General features: G+C 72.2%; 24 protein-coding genes and 1 riboswitch. Of the genes, 17 read left to right on the top strand and 7 right to left on the bottom strand.

Translation table 11 applies throughout. From position 1 onward, the window contains the following. The first annotated feature begins 110 nt into the window (after nucleotides 1–110). Nucleotides 111–1,532 carry an ROK family transcriptional regulator gene (locus QA802_RS08470; protein WP_334519506.1) on the top strand — a complete coding sequence of 474 codons (1,422 nt, stop codon included), beginning with the start codon at nucleotides 111–113 and terminating at the stop codon, nucleotides 1,530–1,532. A 156-nt stretch (nucleotides 1,533–1,688) separates the two neighbouring features. Here the strand turns inward: QA802_RS08470 and QA802_RS08465 are convergent, their stop codons facing one another. Together QA802_RS08465 and QA802_RS08460 are read right to left on the bottom strand one after the other, a co-directional pair. Beyond that, nucleotides 1,689–2,432 (bottom strand): SDR family oxidoreductase, encoded by a 744-nt coding sequence (locus QA802_RS08465; RefSeq protein ID WP_334519499.1) that lies wholly within the window; start codon nucleotides 2,430–2,432, stop codon nucleotides 1,689–1,691. A gap of 115 nt (nucleotides 2,433–2,547) precedes the next feature. Then, complete coding sequence (locus QA802_RS08460) at nucleotides 2,548–3,483, bottom strand: RNA polymerase sigma-70 factor (protein WP_334519496.1); 936 nt, start codon at nucleotides 3,481–3,483, stop codon at nucleotides 2,548–2,550. A 251-nt stretch (nucleotides 3,484–3,734) separates the two neighbouring features. Beyond that, nucleotides 3,735–3,865, top strand: a riboswitch (FMN riboswitch). Nucleotides 3,866–4,010: 145 nt separating this feature from the next. Between QA802_RS08460 and QA802_RS08455 the strand changes: the two genes are divergently transcribed. The 9 genes from QA802_RS08455 (at nucleotide 4,011) to QA802_RS08415 (ending at nucleotide 11,412) form a co-directional block, all read left to right on the top strand. Next, nucleotides 4,011–4,619 carry a riboflavin synthase gene (locus QA802_RS08455; protein ID WP_334519493.1) on the top strand — a complete coding sequence of 203 codons (609 nt, stop codon included), beginning with the start codon at nucleotides 4,011–4,013 and terminating at the stop codon, nucleotides 4,617–4,619. Beyond that, nucleotides 4,616–5,257, top strand: a complete 642-nt coding sequence (gene pnuC, locus QA802_RS08450; RefSeq protein WP_334519490.1) for a nicotinamide riboside transporter PnuC — start codon at nucleotides 4,616–4,618, stop codon at nucleotides 5,255–5,257. The genes QA802_RS08455 and pnuC overlap by 4 nt, the downstream gene beginning before the upstream one ends. Continuing rightward, complete coding sequence (locus tag QA802_RS08445) at nucleotides 5,254–6,543, top strand: bifunctional 3,4-dihydroxy-2-butanone-4-phosphate synthase/GTP cyclohydrolase II (protein ID WP_334519487.1); 1,290 nt, start codon at nucleotides 5,254–5,256, stop codon at nucleotides 6,541–6,543. The genes pnuC and QA802_RS08445 overlap by 4 nt, the downstream gene beginning before the upstream one ends. Nucleotides 6,544–6,610: 67 nt before the next feature. Then, entirely contained in the window at nucleotides 6,611–7,096 is a 486-nt protein-coding gene (gene ribH, locus QA802_RS08440) for a 6,7-dimethyl-8-ribityllumazine synthase (protein ID WP_334519484.1), read from the top strand. 34 nt (nucleotides 7,097–7,130) lie between these two features. Beyond that, nucleotides 7,131–7,403 (top strand): phosphoribosyl-ATP diphosphatase, encoded by a 273-nt coding sequence (locus QA802_RS08435; RefSeq protein WP_057583788.1) that lies wholly within the window; start codon nucleotides 7,131–7,133, stop codon nucleotides 7,401–7,403. Nucleotides 7,404–7,469: 66 nt separating this feature from the next. After that, a complete protein-coding gene (gene hisG / locus QA802_RS08430) occupies nucleotides 7,470–8,318 on the top strand; it encodes an ATP phosphoribosyltransferase (RefSeq protein WP_334519481.1) in 849 nt (282 codons plus the stop codon). Between the two features lie 14 nt (nucleotides 8,319–8,332). Next, complete coding sequence (locus QA802_RS08425) at nucleotides 8,333–8,800, top strand: PH domain-containing protein (RefSeq protein ID WP_334519477.1); 468 nt, start codon at nucleotides 8,333–8,335, stop codon at nucleotides 8,798–8,800. Between the two features lie 204 nt (nucleotides 8,801–9,004). Next, on the top strand, nucleotides 9,005–10,330 hold the full coding sequence (locus QA802_RS08420; protein ID WP_334519474.1) for a hemolysin family protein: 1,326 nt from the start codon (nucleotides 9,005–9,007) through the stop codon (nucleotides 10,328–10,330). Next, nucleotides 10,327–11,412, top strand: a complete 1,086-nt coding sequence (locus QA802_RS08415) for a hemolysin family protein (RefSeq protein ID WP_334519471.1) — start codon at nucleotides 10,327–10,329, stop codon at nucleotides 11,410–11,412. The genes QA802_RS08420 and QA802_RS08415 overlap by 4 nt, the downstream gene beginning before the upstream one ends. Before the next feature lie 756 nt (nucleotides 11,413–12,168). Here QA802_RS08415 and QA802_RS08410 read toward each other — a convergent pair. Together QA802_RS08410 and QA802_RS08405 are read right to left on the bottom strand one after the other, a co-directional pair. Continuing rightward, entirely contained in the window at nucleotides 12,169–14,037 is a 1,869-nt protein-coding gene (locus QA802_RS08410; protein ID WP_334534417.1) for an AAA family ATPase, read from the bottom strand. 441 nt (nucleotides 14,038–14,478) lie between these two features. After that, nucleotides 14,479–15,099 (bottom strand): uridine kinase family protein, encoded by a 621-nt coding sequence (locus QA802_RS08405; protein WP_334534414.1) that lies wholly within the window; start codon nucleotides 15,097–15,099, stop codon nucleotides 14,479–14,481. Between the two features lie 307 nt (nucleotides 15,100–15,406). Here QA802_RS08405 and QA802_RS08400 point away from each other — a divergent pair, with 307 nt between their 5' ends. From QA802_RS08400 to QA802_RS08390, 3 genes are all read left to right on the top strand, one after another. After that, nucleotides 15,407–16,783 (top strand): C39 family peptidase, encoded by a 1,377-nt coding sequence (locus QA802_RS08400; RefSeq protein WP_334534411.1) that lies wholly within the window; start codon nucleotides 15,407–15,409, stop codon nucleotides 16,781–16,783. A gap of 90 nt (nucleotides 16,784–16,873) precedes the next feature. Next, complete coding sequence (locus QA802_RS08395; protein WP_319170575.1) at nucleotides 16,874–17,014, top strand: SCO1431 family membrane protein; 141 nt, start codon at nucleotides 16,874–16,876, stop codon at nucleotides 17,012–17,014. Nucleotides 17,015–17,088: 74 nt separating this feature from the next. Further along, nucleotides 17,089–17,748 carry a TetR/AcrR family transcriptional regulator gene (locus tag QA802_RS08390; protein WP_334519468.1) on the top strand — a complete coding sequence of 220 codons (660 nt, stop codon included), beginning with the start codon at nucleotides 17,089–17,091 and terminating at the stop codon, nucleotides 17,746–17,748. 804 nt (nucleotides 17,749–18,552) lie between these two features. On the opposite strand, the gene QA802_RS08380 is transcribed toward QA802_RS08390, so the two are convergent. Then, nucleotides 18,553–19,029: a hypothetical protein gene (locus QA802_RS08380; protein ID WP_334519465.1), complete on the bottom strand. Its 477-nt coding sequence runs from the start codon at nucleotides 19,027–19,029 to the stop codon at nucleotides 18,553–18,555. Nucleotides 19,030–19,305: 276 nt separating this feature from the next. On the opposite strand from QA802_RS08380, the gene QA802_RS08375 reads away from it, so the two are divergent. From QA802_RS08375 to fxsA, 4 genes are all read left to right on the top strand, one after another. Then, on the top strand, nucleotides 19,306–19,746 hold the full coding sequence (locus QA802_RS08375; RefSeq protein WP_319170572.1) for an Lrp/AsnC family transcriptional regulator: 441 nt from the start codon (nucleotides 19,306–19,308) through the stop codon (nucleotides 19,744–19,746). A 69-nt stretch (nucleotides 19,747–19,815) separates the two neighbouring features. Next, nucleotides 19,816–21,432 carry an amidohydrolase gene (locus QA802_RS08370; RefSeq protein WP_334519461.1) on the top strand — a complete coding sequence of 539 codons (1,617 nt, stop codon included), beginning with the start codon at nucleotides 19,816–19,818 and terminating at the stop codon, nucleotides 21,430–21,432. 587 nt (nucleotides 21,433–22,019) lie between these two features. Then, nucleotides 22,020–22,856, top strand: a complete 837-nt coding sequence (locus tag QA802_RS08365; protein WP_334519458.1) for a polyprenol monophosphomannose synthase — start codon at nucleotides 22,020–22,022, stop codon at nucleotides 22,854–22,856. Between the two features lie 46 nt (nucleotides 22,857–22,902). Beyond that, nucleotides 22,903–23,442: an FxsA family membrane protein gene (gene fxsA / locus QA802_RS08360; protein ID WP_334519455.1), complete on the top strand. Its 540-nt coding sequence runs from the start codon at nucleotides 22,903–22,905 to the stop codon at nucleotides 23,440–23,442. 336 nt (nucleotides 23,443–23,778) lie between these two features. Here the strand turns inward: fxsA and QA802_RS08355 are convergent, their stop codons facing one another. Together QA802_RS08355 and QA802_RS08350 are read right to left on the bottom strand one after the other, a co-directional pair. Continuing rightward, on the bottom strand, nucleotides 23,779–24,153 hold the full coding sequence (locus QA802_RS08355; protein ID WP_020128921.1) for an RNA polymerase-binding protein RbpA: 375 nt from the start codon (nucleotides 24,151–24,153) through the stop codon (nucleotides 23,779–23,781). Between the two features lie 278 nt (nucleotides 24,154–24,431). Beyond that, complete coding sequence (locus QA802_RS08350; protein ID WP_334519452.1) at nucleotides 24,432–25,778, bottom strand: MFS transporter; 1,347 nt, start codon at nucleotides 25,776–25,778, stop codon at nucleotides 24,432–24,434. Between the last annotated feature and the right edge of the window lie 43 nt (nucleotides 25,779–25,821).

Here is a 25,821-nt window from a genome sequence, read left to right as displayed (position 1 = left end):
GCGGCTCCGGACGCGCCGCCGTCGTAAACTATCAGGAACCCTGCCTGATAAATAGTGGGGCTCTGGTCGGCTGCCCACCGGGTCCCCTCCGCCGTGGGAGGATTCCCGCCATGCCCGCATCCCCGAGCACCGCCCGGGCCATCAACGACCGGCTCGCCCTGCGGCTGCTGCAGCACGAAGGCCCGTTGACGGCGGGGCGGTTGAAACAACTCACCGGCCTGTCCCGGCCCACGGTGGCCGACCTCGTCGAACGCCTCACCGCCGGCGGCCTGATCGAGGTCGTGGGAGAGGCGGGCGAGCAGCGCCGCGGGCCGAACGCGAAGCTCTACGGCATCGTCGCCGACCGCGCCCACCTGGCGGCCCTGGACGTACGCACGGACGGCGTCGCCGTCCTGGTGTCCGACCTGGTCGGCCGGGTGCTCGCCGAGGCCTCCGTGCCGATCCGCGACGACACGGGCACCGGGACGGCCGTGGAGCAGGCGGTCACGCTGGTCGAACGGGCGGCCAAGGAGGCCGGGGCCGACCGGCTGCACACCCTGGGCATCGGCGCACCCGGTCTGATCGACCCGGCGAGCGGTGAACTGCGCGACTCCAGCGGCCTGCCCGAGTGGCACCGCCGACTGGTGGCCGCGCTCGAGGAACGGTTCCCGCAGGCCCGCGCGCACATCGAGAACGAGACCAACCTGGCCGCGCTGGCCGAACAGCGCGAGGGCGCCGCCCGGGACCGCGACACCTTCGTCCTGCTGTGGCTGGGGCACGGCACGGGCGCGGCCGTCGTCCTGGACGGCGCCCTGCGCCGGGGCGCCTCCGGCGGCGCCGGCGAGATCGGCTTCCTGCCGGTCCCCGGCACGGCCGGCCTGCCCTCGGCGACCGACTGCGAGGGCGGCTTCCATTCCCTGGCCGGCTCGGCGGCGATCGCCGCCCTCGCGGAGACGTTCGGCCTGACGCCCGGACCGCACACCGAGGAACCGGTGGCCGCGGCCCTGGTGCGGGAGGCGGTGGCCGCGGCACGCGGGACGGAAGCCGAGGACACCGGGGAAGCGGCATCCGCGGCGGGGGAGACGGCGACTTCGACGGCGGCTTCGACGGCGGCTTCGGCGACGGGGTTCGCGGCGGGGGAGACGGCGGCCCGGGCGAGGGTGTTCGCGGCGGCCGGGGCGGCGGGCGAAGGATCCGCGCGGAGCGTCGCCGCCGCGCGATTCCTCGACGCCCTCGCCGACCGGCTGGCTCTCGGCGCGGCCTCCGTCGTCGCCGTCCTCGACCCGGGGTGCGTGGTGCTCGGCGGCGAGGTCGGCCACGCCGGCGGGGACGTGCTGGCCGACCGGGTGGCTCGGCGGTTGCGGCGCATGGCCCCGCTGCCCACCGAGGTGCGCCCCGGCGCGCTGGGCGGCGGCGCGGTGCTGCGCGGGGCGCTGCTCACGGCCCGCGAGGCCGCCCAGGAGGACCTGTTCGGCACAGCGGCGACCGGCAGCGTCCGGAACTCCCCGGCCACCGCACCGGCTGGATCGAGCCGCACCGGGGCCGCCGGCTAGTGCCGTGACCGGAGAGGTTTGCCGAGAAGCTCGCGGCGTCCGGTGGTGGGGGCGCCTCCCACGCCGTTCAGGCTGTGGGTGAGCATCGCAAGGCGGGGCATCGCCCGTGTACTGGATGTACTCGGGTGATGCGACAACGCGGCGTGGGGGTACGCACTAGCGCCGGACGCGGGTGGCCAGGCAGTCCTCGAACGTGCCCTTGCCCACCGCCTGCTCCGGAGCCAGATGGCCCCCGGAGCGGAAACCCCGGTAGGCCGCGCCCCACAGCGGCACGTTCAGCACCGCGCACCGCCTGCCGCTCGCCTTCAGGAACGCGCGGGCCAGCGACTCGGCCGTGCGCACCTCGGGGCCGCCCATGTCGTCGACCCGCCCGGCGGGCGCGCCGGCGGCCAGTTCGGCGAGCCGGTCGGCGACCTCCGCCACCGCCACCGGCTGGTCGCTCACCCGGGCGGGCAGCAGCATCACCGGAACCTTGGCGAGCGCCTGGAACACCTGGACCAGCAGGTCGTGGAACTGCGTCGCGCGCAGCACCGTCCAGCCGAGCCCCGACTCCGCCACGAGCTTCTCCACGGCGAGCTTGGCCCGGTAGTAGCCGAACGGCACCCGGTCCACGCCGACGATCGAGATGTACACCAGGTGTTCCACCCCGGCCCGGCGCGCCGCGGCGATCAGATGTGCGGCCGCCTGCTCGTCGCCGCCGCGCGGCGAGCTCGCGCAGTGCACGACGGTGTCCACGCCCGTCACGGCCGCGTCCAGGCCGGGGCCGCCCTCGCGCAGGTCGACGGCGTACGGTTCGGCGTGCCGGCTGAGCACCCGTACATCGTGCCCGCCCGCTCGCAGCCGCTCCACGACGAGCCTGCCGAGGGTTCCGGTCCCACCGGTCACCAGGATCGTGCTCATGCTGTTCAGCCCTTTCGGACAGCGGACGCTCCCGACCGGAACGTCCTCCCGCAGCACAGACCGGGCAGCCGCCGCGGAATGTGACGACGCCGGCGAAAATCCTGCGCGCGGCGCGCTACATCCGGCCGAGCTGACGGCCCACGAAGTTCAGTTTCTCCGGATTCGTCACGATCCGCACGGCTGTGATCTCCTCGCTGAAGCTCTCGAAGCCGAGCGTGGCGACCAGCTCGCCGTCCGTGCCGTGGACGAATGCGCCCGGTGCGGCGTTGAGCTCGACGACCGTGCAGGAGAACCCGGCCGCGAACGTCCGGAACCCGGCGTCCAGGAGGCGCAGCACCTTCTCGCGGCCCAGGATCGGCCGCAGGGCCGTCCTCACCCGGCCCCCGCCGTCGCTCCACCACTCGACGTCGGCGGCGAGCGCCTTCTCGAGCGCTCCCAGGTCGCCGTCCCGCGCCGCCCTCACGAACGAGGCGACCAGCTCCGCCCGGCGCGCGGGCGCGGCCTCGAAGCGCGGACGCGCCGCCGTCACCCGCTGCACCGCGCGCCGGTGCAGCTGGCGGCAGTGTGCCTCGCTCAGGTCGAGGACCTCGGCCGTCTCCCGGTGCGGGTAGGCGAACGCCTCCCGCAGCAGGTACACCGCCCGCTCCTGCGGGGTGAGCCGCTCCAGCAGCACCAGCATCGCCAGCGACACCGCCTCGCGCTGCTCCGCGGACTCCAGGGGGCCGAGCGTGCCGTCCGAGGTGAGGACCGGCTCAGGCAGCCATGGACCGACGTACGTCTCGCGCCGGGCCCGGGCCGAGGTGAGCCGGTTCAGGCACAGGCGGGTGACGGTCTTCGCGAGCCAGGCCGCTGGATGCGCGACGTCCGCACGGTCGGCCCCGCTGAACCGCAGGTAGGCGTCCTGCATCGCGTCCTCGGCCTCGTGGGTCGAGCCCAGCATCCGGTAGGCCAGCCCGAACAGCCGGGACCGGTGGGCCTCGAACTCGTCGGCGCCCGCGGTCGTCCCGGTCGTCCCGGGATCACCCTGCTCCATGCGGTCACCCTGCTCCATGCGGTCACCGGTCCATGGGGTCACCCTGCCAGAGCGGCCGTCGGTCGCAGTGAGGGGGCCCGGCGGCGGGCAAGGGCCGTCGTCACCGCCGCCGGGCCGTACAGCTCGAGCCTAAAAAGGACTAGACCAGTCCGTCAATAGGTATGGACCAAAGGGGTGTTGAGGGGAGGGGTGACGCCCTGTGAGGCAACCCACACCCTTCACCTGTATGGACGCCTACCCGCCGTGGCAGACTGACCCTGTACCAAAAGCAGCGCACTCCGGGGTCGGTGAAAGTCCGAACCGGCGGTTACAGTCCGCGACCCGTCCGCTTCCAGCGGCCGGTTGACCAGGTGAAATTCCTGGACCGACGGTTAAAGTCCGGATGGGAGGCAGTGCGCGGCGGGCGGGCATTCGTGCGCGCCGCCGAATATGTACTCGTCGGTCGACGAGTCTGTCCGGCGTCGTCCCGGTGCCGCTGCCCGTACCTGCTGTCGTCATCGACAGGCCCCGGAGTCCGTGCCCTATGAGGCAGGAGGACCCGGGAAGTGTTCACCGGAATCGTCGAAGAGCTGGGTGAGGTCACCGCCGTCGAGAATCTCGGCGACGCCTCCCGCTTCCGGCTGCGCGGCCCCGTCGTCACCGACGGCGCGAAGCACGGCGACTCCATCGCCGTGAACGGGGTCTGTCTCACCGTCGTCGAGCACGAGGGCGACGAGTTCACCGCCGACGTCATGGCGGAGACCCTGAACCGGTCCAGCCTCGGCGCACTCGCCGTCGGCTCCCGCGTCAACCTCGAACGCCCCACCGCCGTCGGCGCGCGCCTCGGCGGACACATCGTGCAGGGGCACGTCGACGGCACCGGCACGGTGCTGGAGCGCAGGCCGTCCGAGAACTGGGAGATCGTCAAGGTCTCCCTCCCCGCCGAACTCGCCCGGTACGTCGTGGAGAAGGGCTCCGTCACCGTCGACGGCATCAGCCTCACGGTCGTCGAGGCCGGCCCGGACTACTTCACCGTCAGCCTCATCCCCACCACCCTCGCGCTGACCACGCTCGGCCTCAAGCAGCCCGGCGACCCGGTCAACCTCGAGGTGGACATCGTCGCCAAGTACGTCGAGCGCCTGCTGGCCACCACGCAGCAGGGAGGGGGCAAGTGAACTGGCTGAACTCCGAAGCGTTCGTCGCGTTCGACCAGCACATCATCTGGTCGGACATGATCGGGAACATCCTCGGTCTGATCACCCTCGCCCTCGGCTGGCGTCGCTCGCTGCTCACCTGGCCGGTGCAGTTCCTCTCCGGGCTCGTCCTCTTCGTCGCCTTCTACGGCCACCTCGCCGGCAGCGCCGGCAAGCAGGTCGTCGTCATGGTCGTCGCCCTGTACGGCTGGTGGCAGTGGAACCGCAGCAAGGGGCGGTCCGCGGACGGCCAGATCACCCCCCGCTTCGCCACCTGGCCCGAGCGCGCGGCCATGATCGGCGCCGCCGCGCTCGGCACGGTCGCCGTCGCCCTCCTCTTCAAGGCCTACCCGTCCCTGTCCTGGGACCCCTGGCCGGACGCCTACATCTTCGTCGGCACCGTCGTCGCCATGTACGCCCAGGCGCGCGGCATGGTCGAGTTCTGGATCGCCTGGCTCCTCGTCGACGTCGTCGGCGTCCCCCTCAACTTCGCCAACGGCTACGCCTTCTCCGGCTTCGTCTACGTCATTTACGGCGCGCTCGTCCTGTGGGGCATGCGCGACTGGTGGCTGCGGTCCCGCAAGGCCTCGCAACCCGCTCTGGAAGGAGCGCCGGCATGAGCACGGCACCGATCCTGTACAGCACCGAAGGCCTGGAAGACCTCAGCCTCGACCCCGTCGAGCAGGCCATCGCCGACATCGCGGCCGGCCGGCCCATCGTGGTCGTCGACGACGAGGACCGCGAGAACGAGGGCGATCTCGTCGTCGCCGCCGAGAAGGTGACGCCCGAGATCGTCGCCTTCATGATGAGCGAGTGCCGCGGCCTGATCTGCGCACCCATGGAGAGCGACGAGTTGGAGCGTCTGAAGCTCCCGCAGATGGTCGACGACAACACCGAGTCGATGAAGACCGCGTTCACGGTCTCCGTGGACGCCTCGGCCGCCCACGGCGTCACCACCGGCATCTCCGCCGCCGACCGCGCCGCCACGCTCCGCCTGCTGGCGAGCGGCGAGGCCGGACCGGCCGACTTCGTGCGCCCCGGCCACATCTTCCCGCTGCGCGCCAAGCCCGGCGGCGTGCTGACCCGCGACGGCCACACCGAGGCCGCCGTGGACCTCGCCCGTCTCGCGGGGCTGCGCCCGGCCGGCGCGATCGTCGAGATCGCCGGCGAGGACGGCCGGATGCTGCGCCTGCCCGAGCTGATCCCGTTCGCCCGCAAGCACGGCCTGACGATCATCTCCATCGAGGACCTGATCGCCTACCGGCGCGGCGCCGAGCCGACGGTCCGCCGCGAGGCCGAGACCCGACTGCCCACCGTGCACGGCACGTTCACCGCGTACGGCTACCGCTCCACCGTCGACGGCGTCGAGCACGTCGCCCTGGTGCACGGTGAGATCGGCGACGGCGAGGACGTCCTGGTCCGCGTCCACTCCGAATGCCTCACCGGCGACGTCTTCGCCTCCTTGCGCTGCGACTGCGGCCCCCAGCTCGACGCGTCCCTGGAACGCATCCAGAGCGAGGGGCGGGGCGTGGTGGTCTATCTGCGCGGACACGAAGGCCGGGGCATCGGTCTGCTGTCCAAGCTGAGGGCCTACGAACTCCAGGAACAGGGCCACGACACCCTCGACGCCAACCTCGAACTGGGCCTGCCCGCGGACGCCCGCGACTACGGGGCCGGGGCGCAGATCCTCGAGGACCTCGGCGTACGCAGCGTCCGCCTGATGACGAACAACCCCGAGAAGAGCGAGGCGCTCGTCCGGCACGGCATCGAGGTCACCGAGCGCGAGCCGATGCCCGTCCAGGCGGGCGAGCACAACATCCGCTACCTGCGCACCAAGCGCGACCGGATGGGACACGACCTGCCCTGGCTGGACGCGGCCCCCGTGTCCCCCTGCGGCAACCAGTAAGCACCGACAACCGCACGGCGCCAGACGGCGCCAGACGGCACCGAACGGCACGAGGAGAGACGAGAACGTGAGCGGCAAGGGCGCACCGGAACTGTCCGTACGCAATGTGGGTGACCTCAGGGTCGCCGTCATCGCGGCCCAGTGGCACGAGAAGGTGATGGACGGTCTGGTCGACGGCGCGCTGCGCGCCCTGCACGACCTCGGCATCGACGAGCCGACCCTGCTGCGGGTCCCCGGCAGCTGGGAGCTGCCGGTGGTGGCCAAGGTGCTGGCCGGGCGTGGCTACGACGCGATCGTCGCCCTCGGCGTCGTCATCCGCGGCGGCACACCGCACTTCGAGTACGTGTGCCAAGGAGTCGCCCAGGGTCTCACCCAGGTCTCCGTGGAGACCGGCGTGCCCGTCGGCATGGGCGTCCTCACCTGCGACACCGAGGAGCAGGCCCTGGACCGGGCCGGCCTCGAAGGCTCCAACGAGGACAAGGGGCACGAGGCGGTGACGGCGGCGGTGGCGACCGCGGCCACCCTCCGTTCAGTATCCGAACCCTGGCGGTAGGCGGACCGGGAGAACGGCTAGGGTGGGCAGCACCATGTCCAAGAAGACGTTCGAGGAGCTCTTCTCCGAGCTCCAGCAGAAGGCCGCCAGCGGCGACCCCGCCACTTCCCGTACCGCTGAACTCGTCGGGAAGGGCGTCCATGCCATCGGCAAGAAGGTCGTCGAAGAGGCCGCCGAAGTGTGGATGGCCGCCGAGTACGAGGGCAAGGAGGCCGCTGCGGAGGAGATCTCGCAGCTGCTCTACCACGTCCAGGTGATGATGGTCGCCCGCGGAATCTCGCTGGACGACGTGTACGCCCACCTGTAGAACCGCATCCCGGGCCCGCCCCGCACGCCCCCCTTTTTCCCGTTCCACGCGAAGGAAGCCGACCTCATGCTGCGCATCGCCGTCCCCAACAAGGGTTCCCTGTCCGGACCTGCGGGGGACATGCTGCATGAGGCCGGCTACCAGCAGCGCCGGGAGAGTAAGGAGCTGCGGATCGTCGACCCGGTCAACGAGGTGGAGTTCTTCTACCTCCGCCCCCGCGACATCGCGATCTACGTCTCCTCCGGCCGCCTCGACATCGGCATCACCGGCCGTGACCTGCTGATCGACTCCGGCGCCGACGCCGAGGAGATCCTGCCGCTCGGCTTCGCCCGCTCCACCTTCCGCTTCGCCGGCAAGCCAGGCACGGCGACCGGCGTCGAGGACCTCAAGGGCAAGACGGTCGCCACCTCCTACGAGGGCATCGTGGCCGGCCACCTCGCCGACCACGGCGTCGAGGCCGCCGTCGTGCACCTCGACGGCGCTGTCGAGACGGCCATCGAACTGGGCGTCGCCGAGGTCATCGCCGACGTCGTCGAGACCGGCACCTCGCTGCGCAACGCGGGCCTGGAGGTCTTCGGCGAGCCCATCATGAAGTCCGAGGCCATCGTGATCCGCCGCACCGGCGCGGACGCCGAGGAGCCCAAGGTGCAGCAGTTCCTGCGCCGCCTCCAGGGCGTCCTGGTGGCCCGGACGTACGTGATGATGGACTACGACTGCCGCGTCGAGCAGCTCGAGAAGGCCGTCGCGCTGACCCCGGGCCTGGAGTCGCCGACCGTCTCCCCGCTGCACAACGAGGGCTGGGTCGCCGTCCGAGCCATGGTCCCCGCCAAGGAGGCGCAGCGGATCATGGACGACCTGTACGACATCGGCGCCCGCGCCATCCTGACCACGGCCATCCACGCCTGCCGCCTCTGACCTCCGCCGGGAACATGTCCGACCTGCCTGCCCTCCCCGTCGTCTTCCGGCCGGGCCGCACCCGTGTGGTGCTGCTCACGGCCGGAGTGGCGATCTTCGTCGTCATCTCCGCCGTCGCGATGCTGCTGGAGCAGCTCGGGCCGGGGGAGCGGCTCAGTTTCATCCTCACCGGCGCCCTCGTGTTCTGGGTGCTGGCCCAGCTCGCCCGGGTGCGGCTGATCGCCGACGACTCCGGCGTCACCGTCGTGAACATCGCCAGCACCAGGCGTCTGGCCTGGGCGGAGATCCTCCAGGTGAACCTCCGTCCGGGCGATCCGTGGGTGTTCCTGGACCTCAGCGACGGCACCAGCCTGCCCGCACTCGGCATCCAGCCCGGCATCGACAAGCAGCAGGCCATCCGCGACGCGCGGGCGCTCCGGGCGCTCGCCGAGGCCCACGCGATCCGCGACCCCGAGACGCCCCCCGAGCAAGATCAGGGCTGACTCGGGGCCTGCTGCCCTGCCGCAAAACCCCCTGGCTTGATTAATCTGGTGACGGAGGCGCACCCTCGCGCCCCGCCCCTGCTGTGCCCTGCCGGGCTCACAGGGGTTCCTGCTACCCGAGGAGTGACTCCCTCCGGCGATGGACGGTTCGTCCTGTAGTACCTGCGCCGCCCCCACCCGACCTGGTTCGGAGGCGGCGGCATCATGACCACCCCCCTGCTGCTCCTGGCAGCCGCGTTCCTGCTCATCCTCGCCAACGGCTTCTTCGTCGCCGCCGAGTTCGGCCTTGTCACGGTCGAGCGTCCGGACGCGGAGCGGGCCGCCGCCGAGGGCGACAGGCGAGCCCACACGGTCGTCGAGTCGCTGAAGGAACTGTCCTTCCAGCTCTCCGGCACCCAACTCGGCATCACCATCACCTCCCTCGTCGTCGGCATGCTCGCCGAACCGGCGCTCGCGGAGCTGCTCAGCGGCCCGTTCACGGCGGCCGGCGTCCCCGAGGGCGCCGTCTCCGGGGTCGCCGTCGTCGTCGGCATGCTGCTGGCGTCCGCCGTGCAGATGGTGATCGGCGAGCTGGTGCCCAAGAACTGGGCGGTGTCCAAGCCGTTGCAGGTCGCGCGTTTCGTCGCGGGCCCGCAGCACGTTTTCGCCCGCCTCTTCCGGCCGGTGATCGCCGCCCTCAACACCGTCGCCAACCGGCTGGTCCGGGCCCTGGGCGTCGAGCCCGCCGACGAGCTGGCCTCCGCTCGGACCCCCGGCGAGCTCGTCTCCCTGGCCCGCCACTCGGCCCAGGCCGGTGCCCTCGAACAGGACACGGCCGACCTCTTCGTGCGGACCCTGTCGCTGGCCGAACTGACCGCGCAACACGTCATGACCCCGCGCGTGAAGGTCAGCGCCCTGCAGTCCACGGCCACCGCGGAGGACGTGGTGAACCTGACCCGGGCCACCGGTCTGTCCCGGTTCCCGGTCTACCGCGAGAAGATCGACGAAATCGTCGGCATGGTCCATCTGAAGGACGCCCTGGCGGTCCCCGTCCACGACCGGCTGCGCACCCCGGTCGTCCGCATCGCCCGCCCGGCCCTCCTGGTCCCGGAGACGCTGCCGGTCCAGCCCCTGCTGGCCCGGCTGCGCAGCGAGCAGCCCATCGCCGTCGTCGTCGACGAGTACGGCGGCACGGCCGGCGTGGTCACGCTGGAGGACATCGTCGAGGAGATCGTCGGCGAGGTCCGCGACGAGCACGACGGCCAGGATTCCCCCGAACTCGCCGCGGCCCCGCCCGAGGAGGGCAGGCCCGCCTGGGACGTGGACGGCAGCTGCCGCGTCGACACCCTCCAGCGGATAGGCCTCGACGTCCCCGAGGGGCCGTACGAGACGGTCGCGGGCCTCGTCGCCGACCTGCTCGGCCGCATCCCCGCCGTCGGCGACCGGACGGAGCTGCCCGGCTGGCGGCTCTCGGTGCGGCGGGTCGGCCACTACCGGGCCGAACGGGTCCGGCTGGTGCGTACCGGCCAGGTCGTGGAGGTCGCCCGATGAGCGCCCTGCAACTCGTCTTCGCCGCGCTGCTCGTGCTCGCCAACGGCTTCTTCGTGGGCGCCGAGTTCGCGCTCGTCTCCGTCCGCCGCAGCCAGATCGAGCCGCTCGGCACCGCGCGGGCCCGCCAGGTCCTCTACGGGCTGGAGCGCCTGCCGCAGATGATGGCGGCGGCTCAGTTCGGCATCACCGTCTGCTCCCTCACCCTGGGCGCGGTCGCCGAGCCGACCGTCGCCGAGCTGCTCGAGCCGCTGTTCGAGTGGATCCACCTCCCGCACGGGATGATCCATCCGCTGGGCTATGTCATAGCCCTCGCGGCCGTGGTCTTCTTCCACCTCGTCATCGGCGAGATGGTCCCGAAGAACCTCGCCATGGCGGCGCCGGAGAAGACCGCGCTGTGGCTCAGCCCCGGCCTGGTCGCCTTCGCCCGGCTGTGTCGGCCGATCACCGTCGCGCTCGGCGCCTGCGCCCGGGGCATCCTGCGGCTCTTCCACGTCGAGCCCAGGGACGAGGTCGAGGCCGTGGTCACCAGCGAGCAGCTGAACCGGCTGCTGGAGGACTCCGGCCAGGCCGGTCTGCTCGGCCCGGAGGAGCAGGAGCGCCTGGAGGACGCCCTCGAGCTCGGCTCCCGTCCCGTCACCGACGTTCTGCTCCGGCGCGAGTCCCTGGTCACGGTCAGTCCGGCGGTCACCCCGGGCCAGATCGTCGAGCTGACCGCCCGCACCGGCTACTCCCGCTTCCCCGTGGCCGCGGAGACGGGCGCCTTCATGGGCTACCTGCATGTGAAGGACGTGCTCGACCAGGAGGACTCCGAGCGGGCGGTGCCGCAACAGCTGTGGCGTCCCATGACGACGCTCCGCTCCGAACTGCCGCTGGACGACGCGCTGACGGTGATGCGCCGGGCGGCGACCCATCTGGCGCAGGTCGCCGACGCCTCCGGCAAGGTCCTCGGCCTGGTCGCCCTGGAGGACGTACTGGAACTGCTGGTGGGCGAGGTCACCGACCCCGCGCACCGCGAGGTCCCCGAGGTTCGGCTGACGGAGCCGAGGGCGAGCGACGAACCGGAGGAGGCGCTGGCGAGCTGACCGGCACCCGGCGCCCCGGCCGGGCACGGTCCGGCACACGGCGCCCACCGGGCGAGCCGACCCGACCGGCGAGCCGACCCGACCGGCGGGTCCTCCCGGCCCGGCGAACCGTCCCGGCCCGGCGAACCGTCCCGGCCCGGCGGATCGTCCGGGCCGACGACCAGGGCCGGACCGCGTGGCGCTCGACGCGATCGTCGGCCGCACATCGGCGGCCATCGTCCGGCTGCGCGAAGACGTGGTGCCGCGGACGACCGCCACGGCGGCGGTCTACGCGTGTGGCCTGGCGACAGGTCGGGTCGGCGTTACCCGCCGGGCTGCTGGGCGTCATCGAACCGCTGATCTGCGGTGTCGCTTCTGCCGGTCGGCGCGGGCGGAGCGAGCCGATGGGTGGCAGTCCCGGCCGGCGGGTCGTTCCGGCCCGGTGATTCTCCTGGGCGACGACCGGAGCGGCCCGGCGGGCGGCAGCGAGCCGTGCCGGCAGTCGTCCGGGCAGCCGGTGGCCGTCCGGCCGGGCGGGCCCACTTCGTGATGGACCGGCGTGGGCCACGCGCCGTGCAGCCCTCGCCCCGCCCGGTGGGCCCGCGCGGCCGGCGATCCTGCCGAACGGGGAGGGAACGCCCTCTCGGCGACCGGCCTCGGCCCGGCGAGCTGTACCGGGCCGGGAGAGTGCGCGTGTCCCCGGCGGTCGGCCTCGGCGCGGCGATCTCCGTACCGGTGCGGGCCCGGAGGCCGGAGCGGGTGCGCGGGCGGGATGCGTCAGATCGCCGAAGGGTCCTGCGGGCCCCGCCCCGACAGCACCTCGCCGTAGGCCTGCATCAGGTCGGGCAGCCGCAGCGTCGCCAGGTCGTCCCGGGTCAGCTCTCCCGGACAGACCGACAGCCGCAGGTCCCGGTAGGCGCAGCTCTTCTCGTACAGGGTGCGCAGAAAGCGTCCGTTGCCGAGCTCGTCGATCCAGCCCTGGTCGACCACATGCCCGGCGATCGAGCGCAGCTCGTCCAACGCCTCCGCGTCCCACGCGTCGCCGTTCTCCGCGGCCAGCACCTCCCCGATGGAGGTGAGTTCGAGGGGCCGGTAGGAGGGGAAGTCGACGCGGCTCGTGAAACGGGAGGACAGCCCGGGATTGGCCGCCAGGAGACGGTCCATGCCCTCCGGGTAGCCGGCCAGGATCACCACCAGGTGGTCCCGGTTATCCTCGGCCCGTTTCAGCAGCACCTGCAACGCCTCGTCGCCGTACGCGTCGCCCTTGCCGTAGCCGGAGTTCGAGAGCGAGTACGCCTCGTCGACGAAGAGCACGCCGCCGAGGGCCGAGTCGATCAGCTCGTTGGCCTTGACGGCCGTCTGGCCGAGGTACTCGCCGACCAGGTCGGCCCGCTGCGCCTCCACCAGGTGGTCGCCGCCCAGCAGACCGAGGGCGTAGAAGACGCGGCCGAGGATGCGGGCCACCGTCGTCTTGCCGGTGCCGGAGGGGCCGGAGAACACGAAGTGCCGCTTCGGCGGCTGGACCGGAAGGCCCTGCCCGGTCCGCAGCCGCGCCATGTTGAGCTGCGCCGAGAGCGCCTTGACCTGGCGTTTCACCGGCTCCAGCCCTACCATGCGCTCCAGCTCGGCGAGGGCCTCCTCGAGTAAAGCGGGATCGGTGGGACCGGTCGGCAGCGGTGACGGAGAGCGGACGACGTTCTTCTCGCGCACCGCCGGGTCGGTCACCGACGGCAGGGGTACGACGGGCGGCAGCTCGGAGGGCTCGAGCCGCAGATCGCGTCCCTCCGTGCCGAACAGCGGGTCGAAGCCGTCCGGCCCGTCAGCCGTGTCCTGCCCCAGCCCGGTGAGGGTGATCGCCGCCAGGTCCGCCGTGTCGTCGTATCCGTCGCCCTCCGCGATCGCGGCGAGCCGCGCCGAGGTGTCCATGAAGGCGGCGTCGACGCGGTGCACCGCCCGGTACAGCGGGAGGGCGGCCGCTGAACGGCCGGTGCCCTCGTGCGCGCGGGCCAGCCAGTACCGCAGCTCCTTGCGTTGCGGCTGCTCGCTGCGGCAGCGCATCAGAGCCGCCGAGAGCAGCGGCTCGGCCTGGCCGTACATCTCCAGGCGCACCCGGGCCATCCCGCCGAACAGGCCGGCCTCGATGCACAGCAGCGGGTCGTCGAGCAGCGAGTCGGTGTACCGGACCAGCTGTTCCCAGTCCTTCACCAGGTACGCGCGACAGGCGTGCAGGAAGCGGACCTGGTGGTCGGCGTCGACGGGCGGGAGTCCGGCCAGCGCCCGGTCCAGTTCGGGCACATGGCGGCCGTCGAGCCAGTGCGAGGCGTGTGCGAGCAGCAGGTCGCGGGGGCTCTCCAGCACCGGCTGCACCCACCAGCCGAGCCAGTACCAGGAGTTGAGGGTGCGGCGGTGCCGTGAGCGCTGTTCCCCGAACCGTTCGCGGTGGCGGAACATGCGCAGCAGCGCGGTCGTCGTGTCGACGCGCAGCGCGTGCAGTCCGAGCCAGCCGTCGGCCATCCCGGGATCGATCCGCACCGCAGTGCGGAACTCCTCCTCCGCCTGCGGATAGGCGCCCATGGTGTAGGCGTCCACGCCTCGAAGCCAGGCGAGGTCGGCGGGGGCCTCGGGGCCCTGCGTGCCGAAGTCCATCGCGTCCCCCACAGACCGTGCCCCCGTCGGTATGCCGCCGGGCTGTCGCCCGTCGGCTGCCTTGGTCGAACCGCTGTGCCGCGGACCGGAGTTGCCAGGTGCGCGCAGCAGCCGTCCAGGTCGCACCGTTGGCATCGTACCCGCGGGAGCGGGGCCCGCCGTAGGGCGCCGCACAGGCCGTTCGACGAGGTGGGAGCAGACGGGGCGCAATACCGTGTGGTGACCCTGGGTGAGCGGATCGCGTCGCGTCAGGTCCGCAGAAGGGACCGCGACCAGGGTTCGGGCAGAACGAAGCCCCCGATCACGGGGGAACAACCGGGGGCTTCGCGTCTGAGGGGCGGCTTCGATCGCCGCGCATTGAGAACGTAAGTCCTGTACGGGCCGCCGGTCAAGCGGAGTTGAGGCACTTGGCCAAGTTCGGACGCAAGGCTCTTCACACCTTCACCACATCGCGGGTGGTCCTTCACGGTGGGTGACGTCCCGGTGCGGGCCAGGGGCCTTCGCGGGCCCCGGCAGCACCTCGTAGCCCTGCTTCAACTGCCGTACCAGCAGGGCGGCGTGCGGTCGCGACGGGTCTTCGGCGAAGTGGCGGACTTCGGCCGGAACCCACCCGTCCCAGAACGCGCGCTGCTCCTCTCCGTCACGTGCCCGGCCGCGCGCCCAGGACTCCTCGGGCGGTATCTCCATCCACAGCAGCCACGCCAGGAACGGCCGCAGGGCGCGGCGGCCAGCGCCGACTCCCTCGACCAGGACGACGGGGGCGGCGGGCAGGGTACGGGGCGGGCCGAAGCGGTGGGCGAGCCAGTCGTAGGGCGTGTAGTGCGCGCTCTCGCCGCGGCCCAAGGGCTCGATCACCTGGGAGAGCAGTCGGCCGGTCCACGAGAACAGCTCGTCGTGGCACGCGACGTCGTCGAGGTGCAGCACCGGGGCGCCGTCCAGTGCCTCCGCCAGCGCTCCGGCGAAGGTGGACTTCCCCGAGCCGGCATGCCCGTCGACGCCGATCAGACGCACCGGTCCGCAGGACGGCGGCAGACGGCGGAGCCGGGAGGCAAGCTGGCGGATGACGGGATCCTGGGGTGCGCGGGGGCGGGGAGCGGCGGGCGATACGGCGGTGATCGGGCGGTAAGGCGGTGCTTCGGTACGGCGGAGACGCGGTGCGACGGTGCTTCGGTACGGCGGGTGATTCTACGGGGACTCCGCGGCCCCCGGTGGGCCAGACCGATGGTGCTGGGCGCGGCACGGGCCCACCTGCTGGAAGCCGCGTTCCCCTCCCCCCATAGTGGCCGAACAGCCGCAAAGAGCGACACCCAGCTGTACAGAGTCATATGGACCGCGCAGACCCTCGGGAGCCTCCCCCATGAGCACACCCATGAGCAGAGCCGGACAGCCTTCCCGCCGTACGGTCCTCGCCGCCGCGGTCGCCGCCGCGGTGGCAGGGGGATCGCCCCCCGCCGCGTCGGCCGCGTCCGCCACCGGGGCGAGCGACGACGGCGACGCCGAAGGGACGCCGGCCCGAACCGTGGACTACCGCGGGTGGACCACGTACGCAGACTGGCGCTCCGGCGTCGCCGACGGCGTCCGTGCCCAAGCGGGGCTCCGCCCCGGCGTCGTCATCGCGGCTCCGCTCGGCGTCGTCGACCACACCGACCCGCACAACAGGACGACCGCCTCCTGGGAGTACGCGACCTGGACATCGCCCCTGCACCGGCTCGCCGTCCCCGCCACGGAGGTGATCGCCTCCTGGAACGCGAGCACCCCGGCCGGCAGCTGGCTCCAGATCGAGGTCATCGGCACGTACTCGGACGGTACGGACACCCCCTGGTACGTGATGGGCCGCTGGGCCTCCGGTGACCAGGACATCAAGCGATCCTCGGTCGACGGCCAGACCGACGGCAGAAGCACCGTGTGGACCGACACGCTCACGATCGACGATGCCGCGGGCGGCCTGCGTCTCGACGCGTACCGCCTCCGGCTCACCCTGTACCGCCGTCCCGGCACCGACGCCACACCGACCGTATGGCGGCTCGGGGCGATGGGATCCGACGTGCCGGACCGCTTCACCGTGCCGGCCTCCGTGCCCGGCCTCGAGCGGGAACTGCGCGTCCCCCGCTACTCGCAGGAGATCCACCAGGGCCAGTACCCCGAGTACGACAGCGGCGGCGAGGCCTGGTGCAGCCCCACCTCCTCGCAGATGATCGTCGAGTACTGGGGCGGCCGGCTCACCGACGAGCAGCTCGCGTGGGTCGACCCGTCCTACGCCGACCCGCAGGTGTGCCACGCGGCCCGGCACACGTACGACCACCAGTACGCCGGCTGCGGCAACTGGCCGTTCAACGCCGCCTACGCGGCCACCTTCCAGGACCTTCAGGGCGTGGTCACCCGGCTCGGCTCCCTCACCGACCTCGAGACGTTGATCGGCGCGGGGATCCCGGCCATGACGTCACAGTCCTTCCTCAAGGAGGAGCTCACCGGAGCGGGCTACGGGACATCCGGGCACCTGATGGCCGTGGTCGGCTTCACCGCCGAGGGCGACGTGATCGCCAACGACCCGTTCTCGGCGGACGACGCGGCGGTGCGGCGGGTGTACCCGCGGCGGGAGTTCGAGAACGTCTGGCTCAGGACGAAACGGCACAACGCGACGGGAAACGTCGTCTCCGGCACGGGCGGCGTCTGCTACCTCTACTTCCCGGCGCGTCCGAGCGCCCGCCAGTGCCAGGCTCTGACGGCGGTGGGAATCCGGATGTGAGCAAGATCTCTGCCCCAAAAGGCCTGACGGGTGGCAGGGTGGACGATCGGTGGGGGGATCCACCAGTACGTCCGACTTCAGCGAGACACCATGACCGCTCAGACAGCCACTGCCACCCACACCCGTACCGGCGGCCCCGAAACCGACGGCCCGAAGATCCTGGAGCAGGCCCTGGGCTGGGTCCTCGTCGCGGTTCTCGCGATGCTGGTCACCCAGCTCGGACTGCTCTGACGGGTGTGACCTGGCGCACGGGTTGACCTGACATACTGCGGTGTCCCGCCGACTGCCCGAGACCAGGGTCGAAATTGAATATCAGTGAACAGCGCGAAGTCGTACGCCCCCGGGCGCGCGGCACCGAGCGCTCACTGGCGCGTCGCGCCGAACTCATCTCCATCGGCCGGAAGTTGTTCGCCGACACGTCCTACGACGCGCTCTCGATGGATGACATCGCCCGGCAGGCGCATGTCGCCAAGGGGCTGATCTACTACTACTTCCAGTCCAAGCGCGGCTATTACCTGGCCATCATCCAGGATTCGGTCGCCGATCTGGTCACCTTCGCGGCGAGCGGCCTCGAACTGCCCCAGGTGGACCGGGTGCAGCGCACCATCGACGGTTATCTGCGCTACGCCGAGCACAACCAGTCCGCCTACCGCACGATCGTCAGCGGCGGCGTCGGCTTCGACACCGAGGTCCACGGCATCCGGGACGGGGTGCGCGCGGCGATCGTGGCGACCATAGCCGAGGGCGCGTACGGCCTCGGCGAGGTGCCGCCGCTGCCGCGCATGGCTCTGCTCGCCTGGGTGTGCAGCGTCGAGGGGGCCACACTGGAGTGGATCGACCGTCCCGATCTCACCCGGGAGGTCATGGTCGAGCTGCTGGTGAAGACCTTGGGCGGGGCCCTGCATGCCATAGAAGACCTCGACCCCGCCTTTCCCGCGCCCAAGCCGACCCGCCGAGAGGGCTGACAGGCAGAGCAAGCGCCGCCGGCGCACCGTCGGCGGGGCCGCAGCGCGCCCCGCCGACGGGCTATCCGGACAGCGCATCCGACAAGCGGGGATCGACGGCGGTTAAAGCGCACAGCGGGACACCCGCCGACGGAGCGGCCCTGTCGAGGCGGCCGCACCGCCGCGAGCGCCCACGGCGCTCCGCTCCGGCCGTTCATGGCGCTCCGCTCCGACCGTCCATGGCGGCTGCTGGACGGCTCCGCTCCGGCCGCCCGTGCCGCCTCACCCGGTGGGCTGCCTGATCGCCCTGAAGCAGCTCACCGCCCGGTGGGTCATCGGCCGTCGCCCACCGGATCCGCGAACCCACTGAACTGCCCCCGCCGCACCTGCGGCGCGGCCAGCCGCACCCACTCCGGGTCATGACGGCCCGGCAGGGTGCGGCCCCGGTCGGCCCAAGTCCGCAGCAGGTCACGGTAGATGGGCGGATCCTGAGGGGGCGCCGGAGCCAGCGGAACCGATTCTGCGTGCACCGGCTCCGGATCCATCGGCGCGAGGTGCTGGCGGTGACGCCCGGGAGCAGCCGAGTAGGTGGGGGTCATACCAGGGCAACGCGGGCCCGCACGACGGAGTCACCGGCGGGCAGGGGTGCGCGTGCGTTCGGGATGTGCCCCGGGCTGCTCCGACGTTCGTGCGGACGTACTGCGGAAGGGGCGCCGTCCGTACGATCAGGGCGCGCCGATCCTGCACCACGCCGGCCTTCCGGCCATGGTGCAGTCCTGTCACGGGAGTCGAGCCGAGTCGAGCCGACGGGCGCGGGAACGCCGCTCAGGCGGCCGCGCGGCGGCTGGCCGGCTGCGCGCGGCGCATCGCCGGGACACGCATCGGGCGCGAACCCGGCCCGCCGACGTGCGAGAAGGGCTGGGTACGCCAGTCCAGTCCCTGAGGGAGCGTCAGCAGCAGTGCGGTGTCCTGCTCCTGGAGTTCCGCGGACTCGTCCGCGGGGCGGGCCTCGGCCGCCCTGCGCCCCGTGCCGGCGCAGACGGTGAGCCCGAACGGGTTCCACGGAGAGGCGCACAACGCGTGCTCGGGCAGGCTCTCCTCGTCCGCCAGCAGCGCGATCGGCTGGGCGCAGTCCGGGCAGATCACCCGGTACATCTCGAAGGTGTCGTACGCGTCGGCGTGCTCGGCGTCGTCACCGTCGAGGCTGTCGGCGTCGAAGGGTTCGACGCCCTCCGGCTCGGGCTCGCCGACGGACTGGAGCCGCTTGGGCGTGGTGCGACCAGGGCGCTTGGGACTCTGCATGTGATTCTCCCCCTCGGGCTGGGTCGTGACGGCAGTGCGGCCTCGACCACAGCAAGCACTTCCCAGCCCGTCCCGGCGGTAACCACCGGTGCATCACCAAGAGTTCACGAGTGCTGTGGCATTCGTCACATGCCGCTTGCAGGTGCCCCGCGCGCGAGCGGCGCACCGGGCGATGCCCGGTGGCCCCGGCGGGCGCTCGCCGCACATCACAAACAGGGTATGACCTGCGCTGCATAGGTATACGCGGAGATCGCGCTGCCTGTAAGTTCTTGCGTCATGGAGGAGCTGGACCGACAAATCGTGCAGCTGCTCGTCAAGGACGGGCGGATGAGCTACACCGATCTGGGCAAGGCCACGGGCCTGTCCACATCTGCCGTGCACCAGCGGGTGCGCAGGCTGGAACAGCGCGGCGTCATCCGCGGGTACGCGGCCGTCGTCGACTCGGAGGCCGTCGGGCTGCCCCTGACCGCCTTCATCTCGGTGAAGCCGTTCGACCCCAGCGCCCCCGACGACATCGCCGAGCGGCTGGGGGACGTGCCCGAGATCGAGGCCTGCCACAGCGTGGCCGGTGACGAGAACTACATCCTCAAGGTGCGCGTGGCCACCCCGCACGAACTGGAGGAGCTGCTGGGGCGGCTCAGGGCGCTCGCCGGAGTGTCGACGCGCACGACGGTCGTCCTGTCCACCCCCTACGAGGCCCGGCCGCCGCGGATCTGAAAGGCCGCTGAGGGGCGGGCGAGCCCCCTGGGGCACGGGCGCCCCCGGGGAGGCGCGAGACTGTTCCCCATGAGTGAGCACGCCCCCGAGCCGAAGACCGTCCTGCTCCGCCGAGGAGAGGTCCACAGCCCCGCCGATCCGTTCGCGACCGCGATGGTCGTCGAACGCGGCCAGGTCGCCTGGGTCGGCTCCGAGGGCGCCGCCGACGCCTTCGCAGGCGGCGTCGACGAGGTGGTCGACCTGGACGGCGCCCTCGTCACCCCGGCGTTCACCGACGCCCATGTGCACACCACGTCAACCGGCCTCACACTCACCGGCCTCGACCTGTCCGCGGCCCCCTCCCTGGCGGCCGCTCTCGCCCTGGTGCGCGCGTTCGCGGCGTCCCGTCCGCAGGACAAGGTGCTGCTGGGCCATGGTTGGGACGCCTCCCGCTGGCCGGAGGGCCGTCCGCCCCGGCGGGAGGAACTGGACGAGGCGGCCGGCGGCCGACCGCTCTACCTCAGCCGAATCGACGTCCACTCGGCCGCGGTCACCACCGCACTGTTGGCACTCGCCCCCCGGGCCCGGGACGCGGCCGGCTTCGCCGACGGCGAGCCGCTCACCCGCGGCGCCCACCACACCGTCCGCGCCGCCGCGTTCGCAGCCGTGACGCCCGCCCAGCGCACCGAGGCCCAGCGGACCGCCCTCGCCCACGCCGCCTCCCTCGGTATCGGCTCCGTCCACGAGTGCGCCGGCCCGGAGATCTCCTCCGAGGACGACTTCACCGACCTGCTGCGGCTCGCCGCCGAGACCCCCGGCCCGCGCGTCGTCGGCTACTGGGCGGAGCGAGACGTCGACAAGGCCCGCGAACTGGGCGCCCTCGGAGCCGCGGGAGACCTGTTCGTCGACGGAGCCCTCGGCTCCCACACCGCCTGTCTGCACACCCCGTACGCCGACGCCGGCCACACCGGGGCCGCTTACCTGGACGCCGACGAGGTCGCCGCCCACGTGGCGGCCTGCACCGAAGCAGGACTCCAGGCCGGCTTCCACGCCATCGGCGACGCCGCCGTCACGGCCGTCGTCGAGGGCGTCCGCGCCGCCGCCGAGAAGACCGGCCTCGCCCGGATCCGCGCCGCCCGCCACCGAGTGGAGCACGCGGAGATGCTCACGCCCGAGACCGTCGCCGCCTTCGCCGAACTGGGCCTCACCGCCTCCGTCCAGCCCGCCTTCGACGCCCTGTGGGGAGGCGAGCAGGGCATGTACGCGCAGCGGCTGGGCACGGACCGGGCGAGGACGCTGAATCCGTTCGCCGCCCTACTGCGGGCCGGCGTACCGCTCGCCTTCGGCTCCGACAGCCCGGTCACCCCGCTCGACCCGTGGGGGACCGTGCGCGCCGCCGCCTTCCACCGCACCCCGGACCACCGTGTCTCCGCCCGCGCCGCGTTCACCGCGCACACGCGCGGCGGCTGGCGGGCGGTCGGCCGCGACGACGCGGGGGTGCTGGTGCCGGGCGCGCCCGCCGACTACGCGGTCTGGCGCACGGACGAACTGGTGGTGCAGGCCCCCGACGACCGCGTCGCCCGCTGGTCCACCGACCCCCGTTCCGGGACCCCGGGACTGCCCGATCTGACGCCCGGGAACGACCTCCCGGTGTGTCTGCGCACCGTGGTGGGCGGCCGGACGGTGTTCCTGCGGCCGGGCGGGTGATCTCCCGGGGCGACCCTGAAAAGATCACCCGTCCGCCCGTCGTCGTGCGATCCGGCCAGCCTCCCGGCTGACCTGCGCGTTGACAGAAGACCCGCAGGTCGAACCGCTGTTGACAGCTGACGGCGGAAGGCCGGTAGGTTCGGCGGAGTCCACCACCGGACGCCCCGCCGGGGAACATCCGCGCACTCGCCGCGGCGCCGCTGGGTCAGGGACGGTGTGCCGCACCGGCGCACCTCCACTGGCAGCCAGGCTCAGCGCCCGTGCCGCAGCGAGGGAACGTTCCGGCCGGTCGGGGAGGTGTGACCCGGGTGGGGCCCGGGTGCTCAGTAGACAACGGCTTTCGGTCGCTCCGCAGCCAGCGGATCCCGGGCCGGCCCGAAGGGCGCCGGGCCCCCATCCGCAGCAGCCCCGCACGTGTGCGGGCCAGGGCACGCGCCCGTGGCAGGGCCGACGCGTACATACGGGCCCAAAAGCACATGGCTACCCCGCTTCCGCGGATTCGACACCGCAGTTCGAACGTCCTGTCACGTCATCGCAGGCTGGGGCCACTAAGGTGGTCTCCGGCGTACGGACAAGAAGGGGCAGCAGTGAACGACGGCGACGGGACCCTCGCGGCACAGGACCGGGGGAGGACGTTCGGTCCGCTCGGCACGGCCTTGGTGATCATCCCGACCTACAACGAGGCGGAGAACATCAAGAGCATCGTCGGCCGGGTGCGGGAGGCTGTTCCCGAGGCCCACGTCCTCGTCGCCGACGACAACAGCCCCGACGGCACCGGACGGCTCGCCGACGAGCTGGCCGCCGCGGACGACCAGGTCCGGGTGCTGCACCGCAAGGGCAAGGAAGGCCTCGGCGCCGCCTACCTCGCGGGCTTCCGCTGGGGCCTGGACCACGACTACGGCGTGCTGATCGAGATGGACGCCGACGGCTCCCACCAGCCCGAGGAACTGCCGCGGCTGCTCACCGCACTCAAGGGCGCGGACCTCGTTCTCGGCTCTCGCTGGGTGCCGGGCGGCCGGGTGGTGAACTGGCCCAGGTCCCGCGAGGTCATCTCGCGCGGCGGCAGCCTCTACTCCCGCCTCGCCCTCGACCTGCCCCTGCGGGACATCACCGGCGGCTACCGGGCCTTCCGCCGCGAGACCCTCGAGGGGCTGGGCCTGGACGAGGTCGCCTCCCAGGGCTACTGCTTCCAGGTCGACCTGGCCCGCCGTGCGGTCAAGGGCGGCTTCCACGTGGTCGAGGTCCCCATCACCTTCGTCGAGCGCGAGCACGGCGACTCCAAGATGAGCCGCGACATCCTCGTCGAGGCCCTGTGGCGGGTAACGGCGTGGGGCGTGGGGGAGCGGGTCGGCAGGATCACCGGGCGGACCGCCGGCCGGCCCGAGCGGCCGCGGACGCCCGCCAAGTCGCACAGCGACGGCTGATCGTCCCCTTACGCCGCTCTGAGCCGGGTCCGGGCACACTGGAAGCATGCCGACTGGAGCTCCGACCCCCGTATACCCGACCCCCGACCGACCCGGCCCTCCTCAGCCCCAGACCCAGCCCCGCCGCTCGCGACTGCGCACGTTCGTGCCGCTGGGCCTCGCCGCCTGGCTGGTGCTGGAGATCTGGCTGTTGACGATGGTCGCCGGCGCGTCCTCCGGCCTCGTGGTGCTCCTGCTCCTCGTCGCCGGATTCGTGCTCGGTGCGGTGGTCATCAAGCGAGCGGGCCGCCGCGCCTTCCGCAACCTCAACGAGGCTCTTCAGCGGGGCGCCGCCCCGAGCCGTGGGGGCAACGGCCTGATGATGCTCGGTGGGCTGCTCCTGATGATCCCGGGACTGATCTCCGACGCGGTCGGCCTGCTCCTGCTCCTCCCGCCGGTCCAGAAGGCGGTCGGCGCCTACGCCGAGCGCCGGCTGCGGGTCGCGGCGGCCGCCCCGGGCACCCTGGGGGACGCCTTCCAGCAGGCGCGCATCCACCGCCCCGACGGCAAGGTGGTCCAGGGCGAGGTCGTCCGGGACGACCGGTAGATCCGCGGCAGACGGCGACTTCCGGCCCGTCCCGCGGATCCCACGGGCCCCCGGGACGGGCCGAGGCCGTTCGGGGCAGGCCCACATCGTGCGCAGCCTCTCCGGCATTGCCGCCGGGCGCGTTTCTCCGGCTCCGCCACCTGGCGCGGGCCGTAGGGCGCGCCCTTTCCCGGCTCCCCCTCTCGCGCTCGGCCGTCCCGGCAGCATGCGGACGGCGGCATGCGGACGGCGGCGCAGAAACGGCAGCACGAAGACCGCGGGCGCCGTACGCATATTCACGTACGGCGCCCGCGGTCATTGCGTGCGTGTGGTGCAGCCGGCCTCAGCCGTGCGGGGCTATGCCGACTTGCGGCTGTCCCGGGGATGCACCGCAAGGTTCATCGCCCCGGACCGCAGAACGGCCAGCCGCTCCTCGAGGACCTCTTCGAGTTCCTCGCGGGTCCGCCGCTCCATCAGCATGTCCCAATGTGTACGCGCGGGCTTGGCCTTCTTCTCCTCAGGGCCGTCGCCGTCCACGAGGAGTGCAGGGGCTCCGCAGACCTTGCACTCCCACTCCGGCGGAATCTCCGCCTCGACCGAGAAGGGCATTTCAAACCGGTGCCCCTTCTCACATGCGTACTCCACGGCCTGGCGCGGGGCCAGGTCGATGCCGCGGTCCGTCTCGTAGCTGGTCACCACGAGGCGCGTGCCGCGAAGAGCTCGCTCACTCATGAATCGTGCCTCCCGGGCTTGTCGCCCACAGGACAGGTGTCGCTGTCGTCGTCATCCGGTCAACGTCCGGTCGGCGGTAAAGATTCCCGTACCGAGTCCCGTTCCGGGTCGTGGGTCGCCGTCGTAGCCGCAGCCTTGTCAACCAGTGCAGTACCCACCGGCGCCCGGTTTGTCACCTCTGTAAGGAGATGTCACCCAGCGTTTCGGCATCTTTGACGCGCAGTAACGGTACGCCTGGCAGGCCAAACGCGTACACTACCGCCCTTTCGTCCTGAGTGCTAAATCTTCTCGGGCGCCGGGTTCCCCGCGTCGCCGATCGCCTGCCGCACGGGCACCCTCGCCAGCAGCAGGAAGCCGATGACGAAGAAGGCCACCAGGGAGACGATCGCGTCCCGGTAACTGCCGGTCAGCTGGTAGGTGAGGCCGAAGATCAGCGGCCCGAGCCAGCTCATGCCGCGGTCGCTCATCTCGTACGCCGAGAAGTACTCGGCCTCCTTCCCCGGCGGGACGAGATGGGAGAAGAGGGAGCGGGAGAGGGCCTGGCTGCCGCCGAGGACCAGCCCGATGGCGCCGGCCAGCAGGAAGAACGCCACCGGCGCTCCGGCGGGCAGGAAGTACCCGGCGCCCAGCGTGAGCGTCCACGCCACCAGGGATCCGAGGATCGTCCGCTTGGCGCCGTACGTCCGGGCCAGGCGTCCCATGCCGAGCGCCCCCGCCACGGCGAGCACCTGCACCAGCAGGACCGCCCCGATCAGCGTGCCCTGGCTGAGGCCGAGCTCCTCGGAGCCGTAGACCGAGGCCTGAGAGATCACCGTCTGGATGCCGTCGTTGTAGACCAGGTAGGCGAGGAGGAAGGCGAGCGTCAGCGGGTGGCGGCGCATGTCGCGGACCGTCGCCGCGAGCTGGCGCAGTCCCGGAGCCGTCGCCTCCCGCACGACGGCCGGCCGGTCGCGCAGTCGCAGCAGCGGGATCACCGTGAAGCCGCCCCACCACAGACCGGCCGAGGCGAGACAGATGCGGACGGCGGCGGACTCGGAGACGCCGAAGGAGTCGTGGGCGAGGTAGAGCACCAGGTTCGCGATCAGTACCAGCGAGCCCGCCGCGTAACCGAAGGCCCACCCTCGGGAGGAGACCGCGTCGCGTTCCTCGGGCGGGGCGATCTGCGGCAGATAGGAGTTGTAGAGCATCATCGCCACGGACTGGGCCGCGTTCGCCACGACGAGCAGCGCGCCGCCCAGCAGATAGCGGTCGCCGCCCAGGAAGAACATGCAGGCGGTGGCCGCCGCGCCCACATAGGCGGCGGCGCCCAGCAGGGGCTTCTTGCGGCCGGACCGGTCGGCCGCGGCGCCCACGAGCGGCATCACGAGGACGGCTACGATCACGGACAGGGAGACCGAGTACGCGAAGAACGAGCCGGCGCTGACCGGGATGCCGAGCGGATGCACGTAACCGTCGGCGTCCGCGGCCTCCTTGGCGACCGAGGTCAGGTACGGGCCCAGGAACACGGTGAGCACGCTCGTCGAGTAGACGGAGCACGCCCAGTCGTAGAAGTACCAGCCGCGCTGCTCGCGCCGCCGCCCGGCGGCCTCGTCGGACGCCGCCGTCCGCACGGTGTCGATGTCCACCCGTGCCCTCGCTTCCCGCTCCCGGAACCCGCGCGCGGGCGGC

Origin of the sequence: Streptomyces sp. B21-105, from assembly GCF_036898465.1 — a bacterium.
GTDB lineage: Bacteria > Actinomycetota > Actinomycetes > Streptomycetales > Streptomycetaceae > Streptomyces.
Note: the sequence above shows the minus strand (reverse complement) of the source record. Positions and strands in the feature narration are given on the sequence as shown.

Bases quoted from the DNA above. Each gene is read 5' to 3' on its own strand.
- QA802_RS08400 (WP_334534411.1), top strand. From the start codon at position 15,407: ATGAGCAGAGCCGGACAGCCTTCCCGCCGTACGGTCCTCGCCGCCGCG.
- QA802_RS08380 (WP_334519465.1), bottom strand. From the start codon at position 19,029: ATGCAGAGTCCCAAGCGCCCTGGTCGCACCACGCCCAAGCGGCTCCAG.
- QA802_RS08420 (WP_334519474.1), top strand. From the start codon at position 9,005: ATGACCACCCCCCTGCTGCTCCTGGCAGCCGCGTTCCTGCTCATCCTC.
- QA802_RS08370 (WP_334519461.1), top strand. From the start codon at position 19,816: ATGAGTGAGCACGCCCCCGAGCCGAAGACCGTCCTGCTCCGCCGAGGA.
- QA802_RS08355 (WP_020128921.1), bottom strand. From the start codon at position 24,153: ATGAGTGAGCGAGCTCTTCGCGGCACGCGCCTCGTGGTGACCAGCTAC.
- hisG (WP_334519481.1), top strand. From the start codon at position 7,470: ATGCTGCGCATCGCCGTCCCCAACAAGGGTTCCCTGTCCGGACCTGCG.
- QA802_RS08460 (WP_334519496.1), bottom strand. From the start codon at position 3,483: ATGGAGCAGGGTGACCGCATGGAGCAGGGTGATCCCGGGACGACCGGG.
- QA802_RS08445 (WP_334519487.1), top strand. From the start codon at position 5,254: ATGAGCACGGCACCGATCCTGTACAGCACCGAAGGCCTGGAAGACCTC.
- QA802_RS08465 (WP_334519499.1), bottom strand. From the start codon at position 2,432: ATGAGCACGATCCTGGTGACCGGTGGGACCGGAACCCTCGGCAGGCTC.
- QA802_RS08415 (WP_334519471.1), top strand. From the start codon at position 10,327: ATGAGCGCCCTGCAACTCGTCTTCGCCGCGCTGCTCGTGCTCGCCAAC.
- QA802_RS08375 (WP_319170572.1), top strand. From the start codon at position 19,306: ATGGAGGAGCTGGACCGACAAATCGTGCAGCTGCTCGTCAAGGACGGG.
- QA802_RS08395 (WP_319170575.1), top strand. From the start codon at position 16,874: ATGACCGCTCAGACAGCCACTGCCACCCACACCCGTACCGGCGGCCCC.
- QA802_RS08425 (WP_334519477.1), top strand. From the start codon at position 8,333: ATGTCCGACCTGCCTGCCCTCCCCGTCGTCTTCCGGCCGGGCCGCACC.
- fxsA (WP_334519455.1), top strand. From the start codon at position 22,903: ATGCCGACTGGAGCTCCGACCCCCGTATACCCGACCCCCGACCGACCC.
- QA802_RS08435 (WP_057583788.1), top strand. From the start codon at position 7,131: ATGTCCAAGAAGACGTTCGAGGAGCTCTTCTCCGAGCTCCAGCAGAAG.
- QA802_RS08410 (WP_334534417.1), bottom strand. From the start codon at position 14,037: ATGGACTTCGGCACGCAGGGCCCCGAGGCCCCCGCCGACCTCGCCTGG.
- QA802_RS08470 (WP_334519506.1), top strand. From the start codon at position 111: ATGCCCGCATCCCCGAGCACCGCCCGGGCCATCAACGACCGGCTCGCC.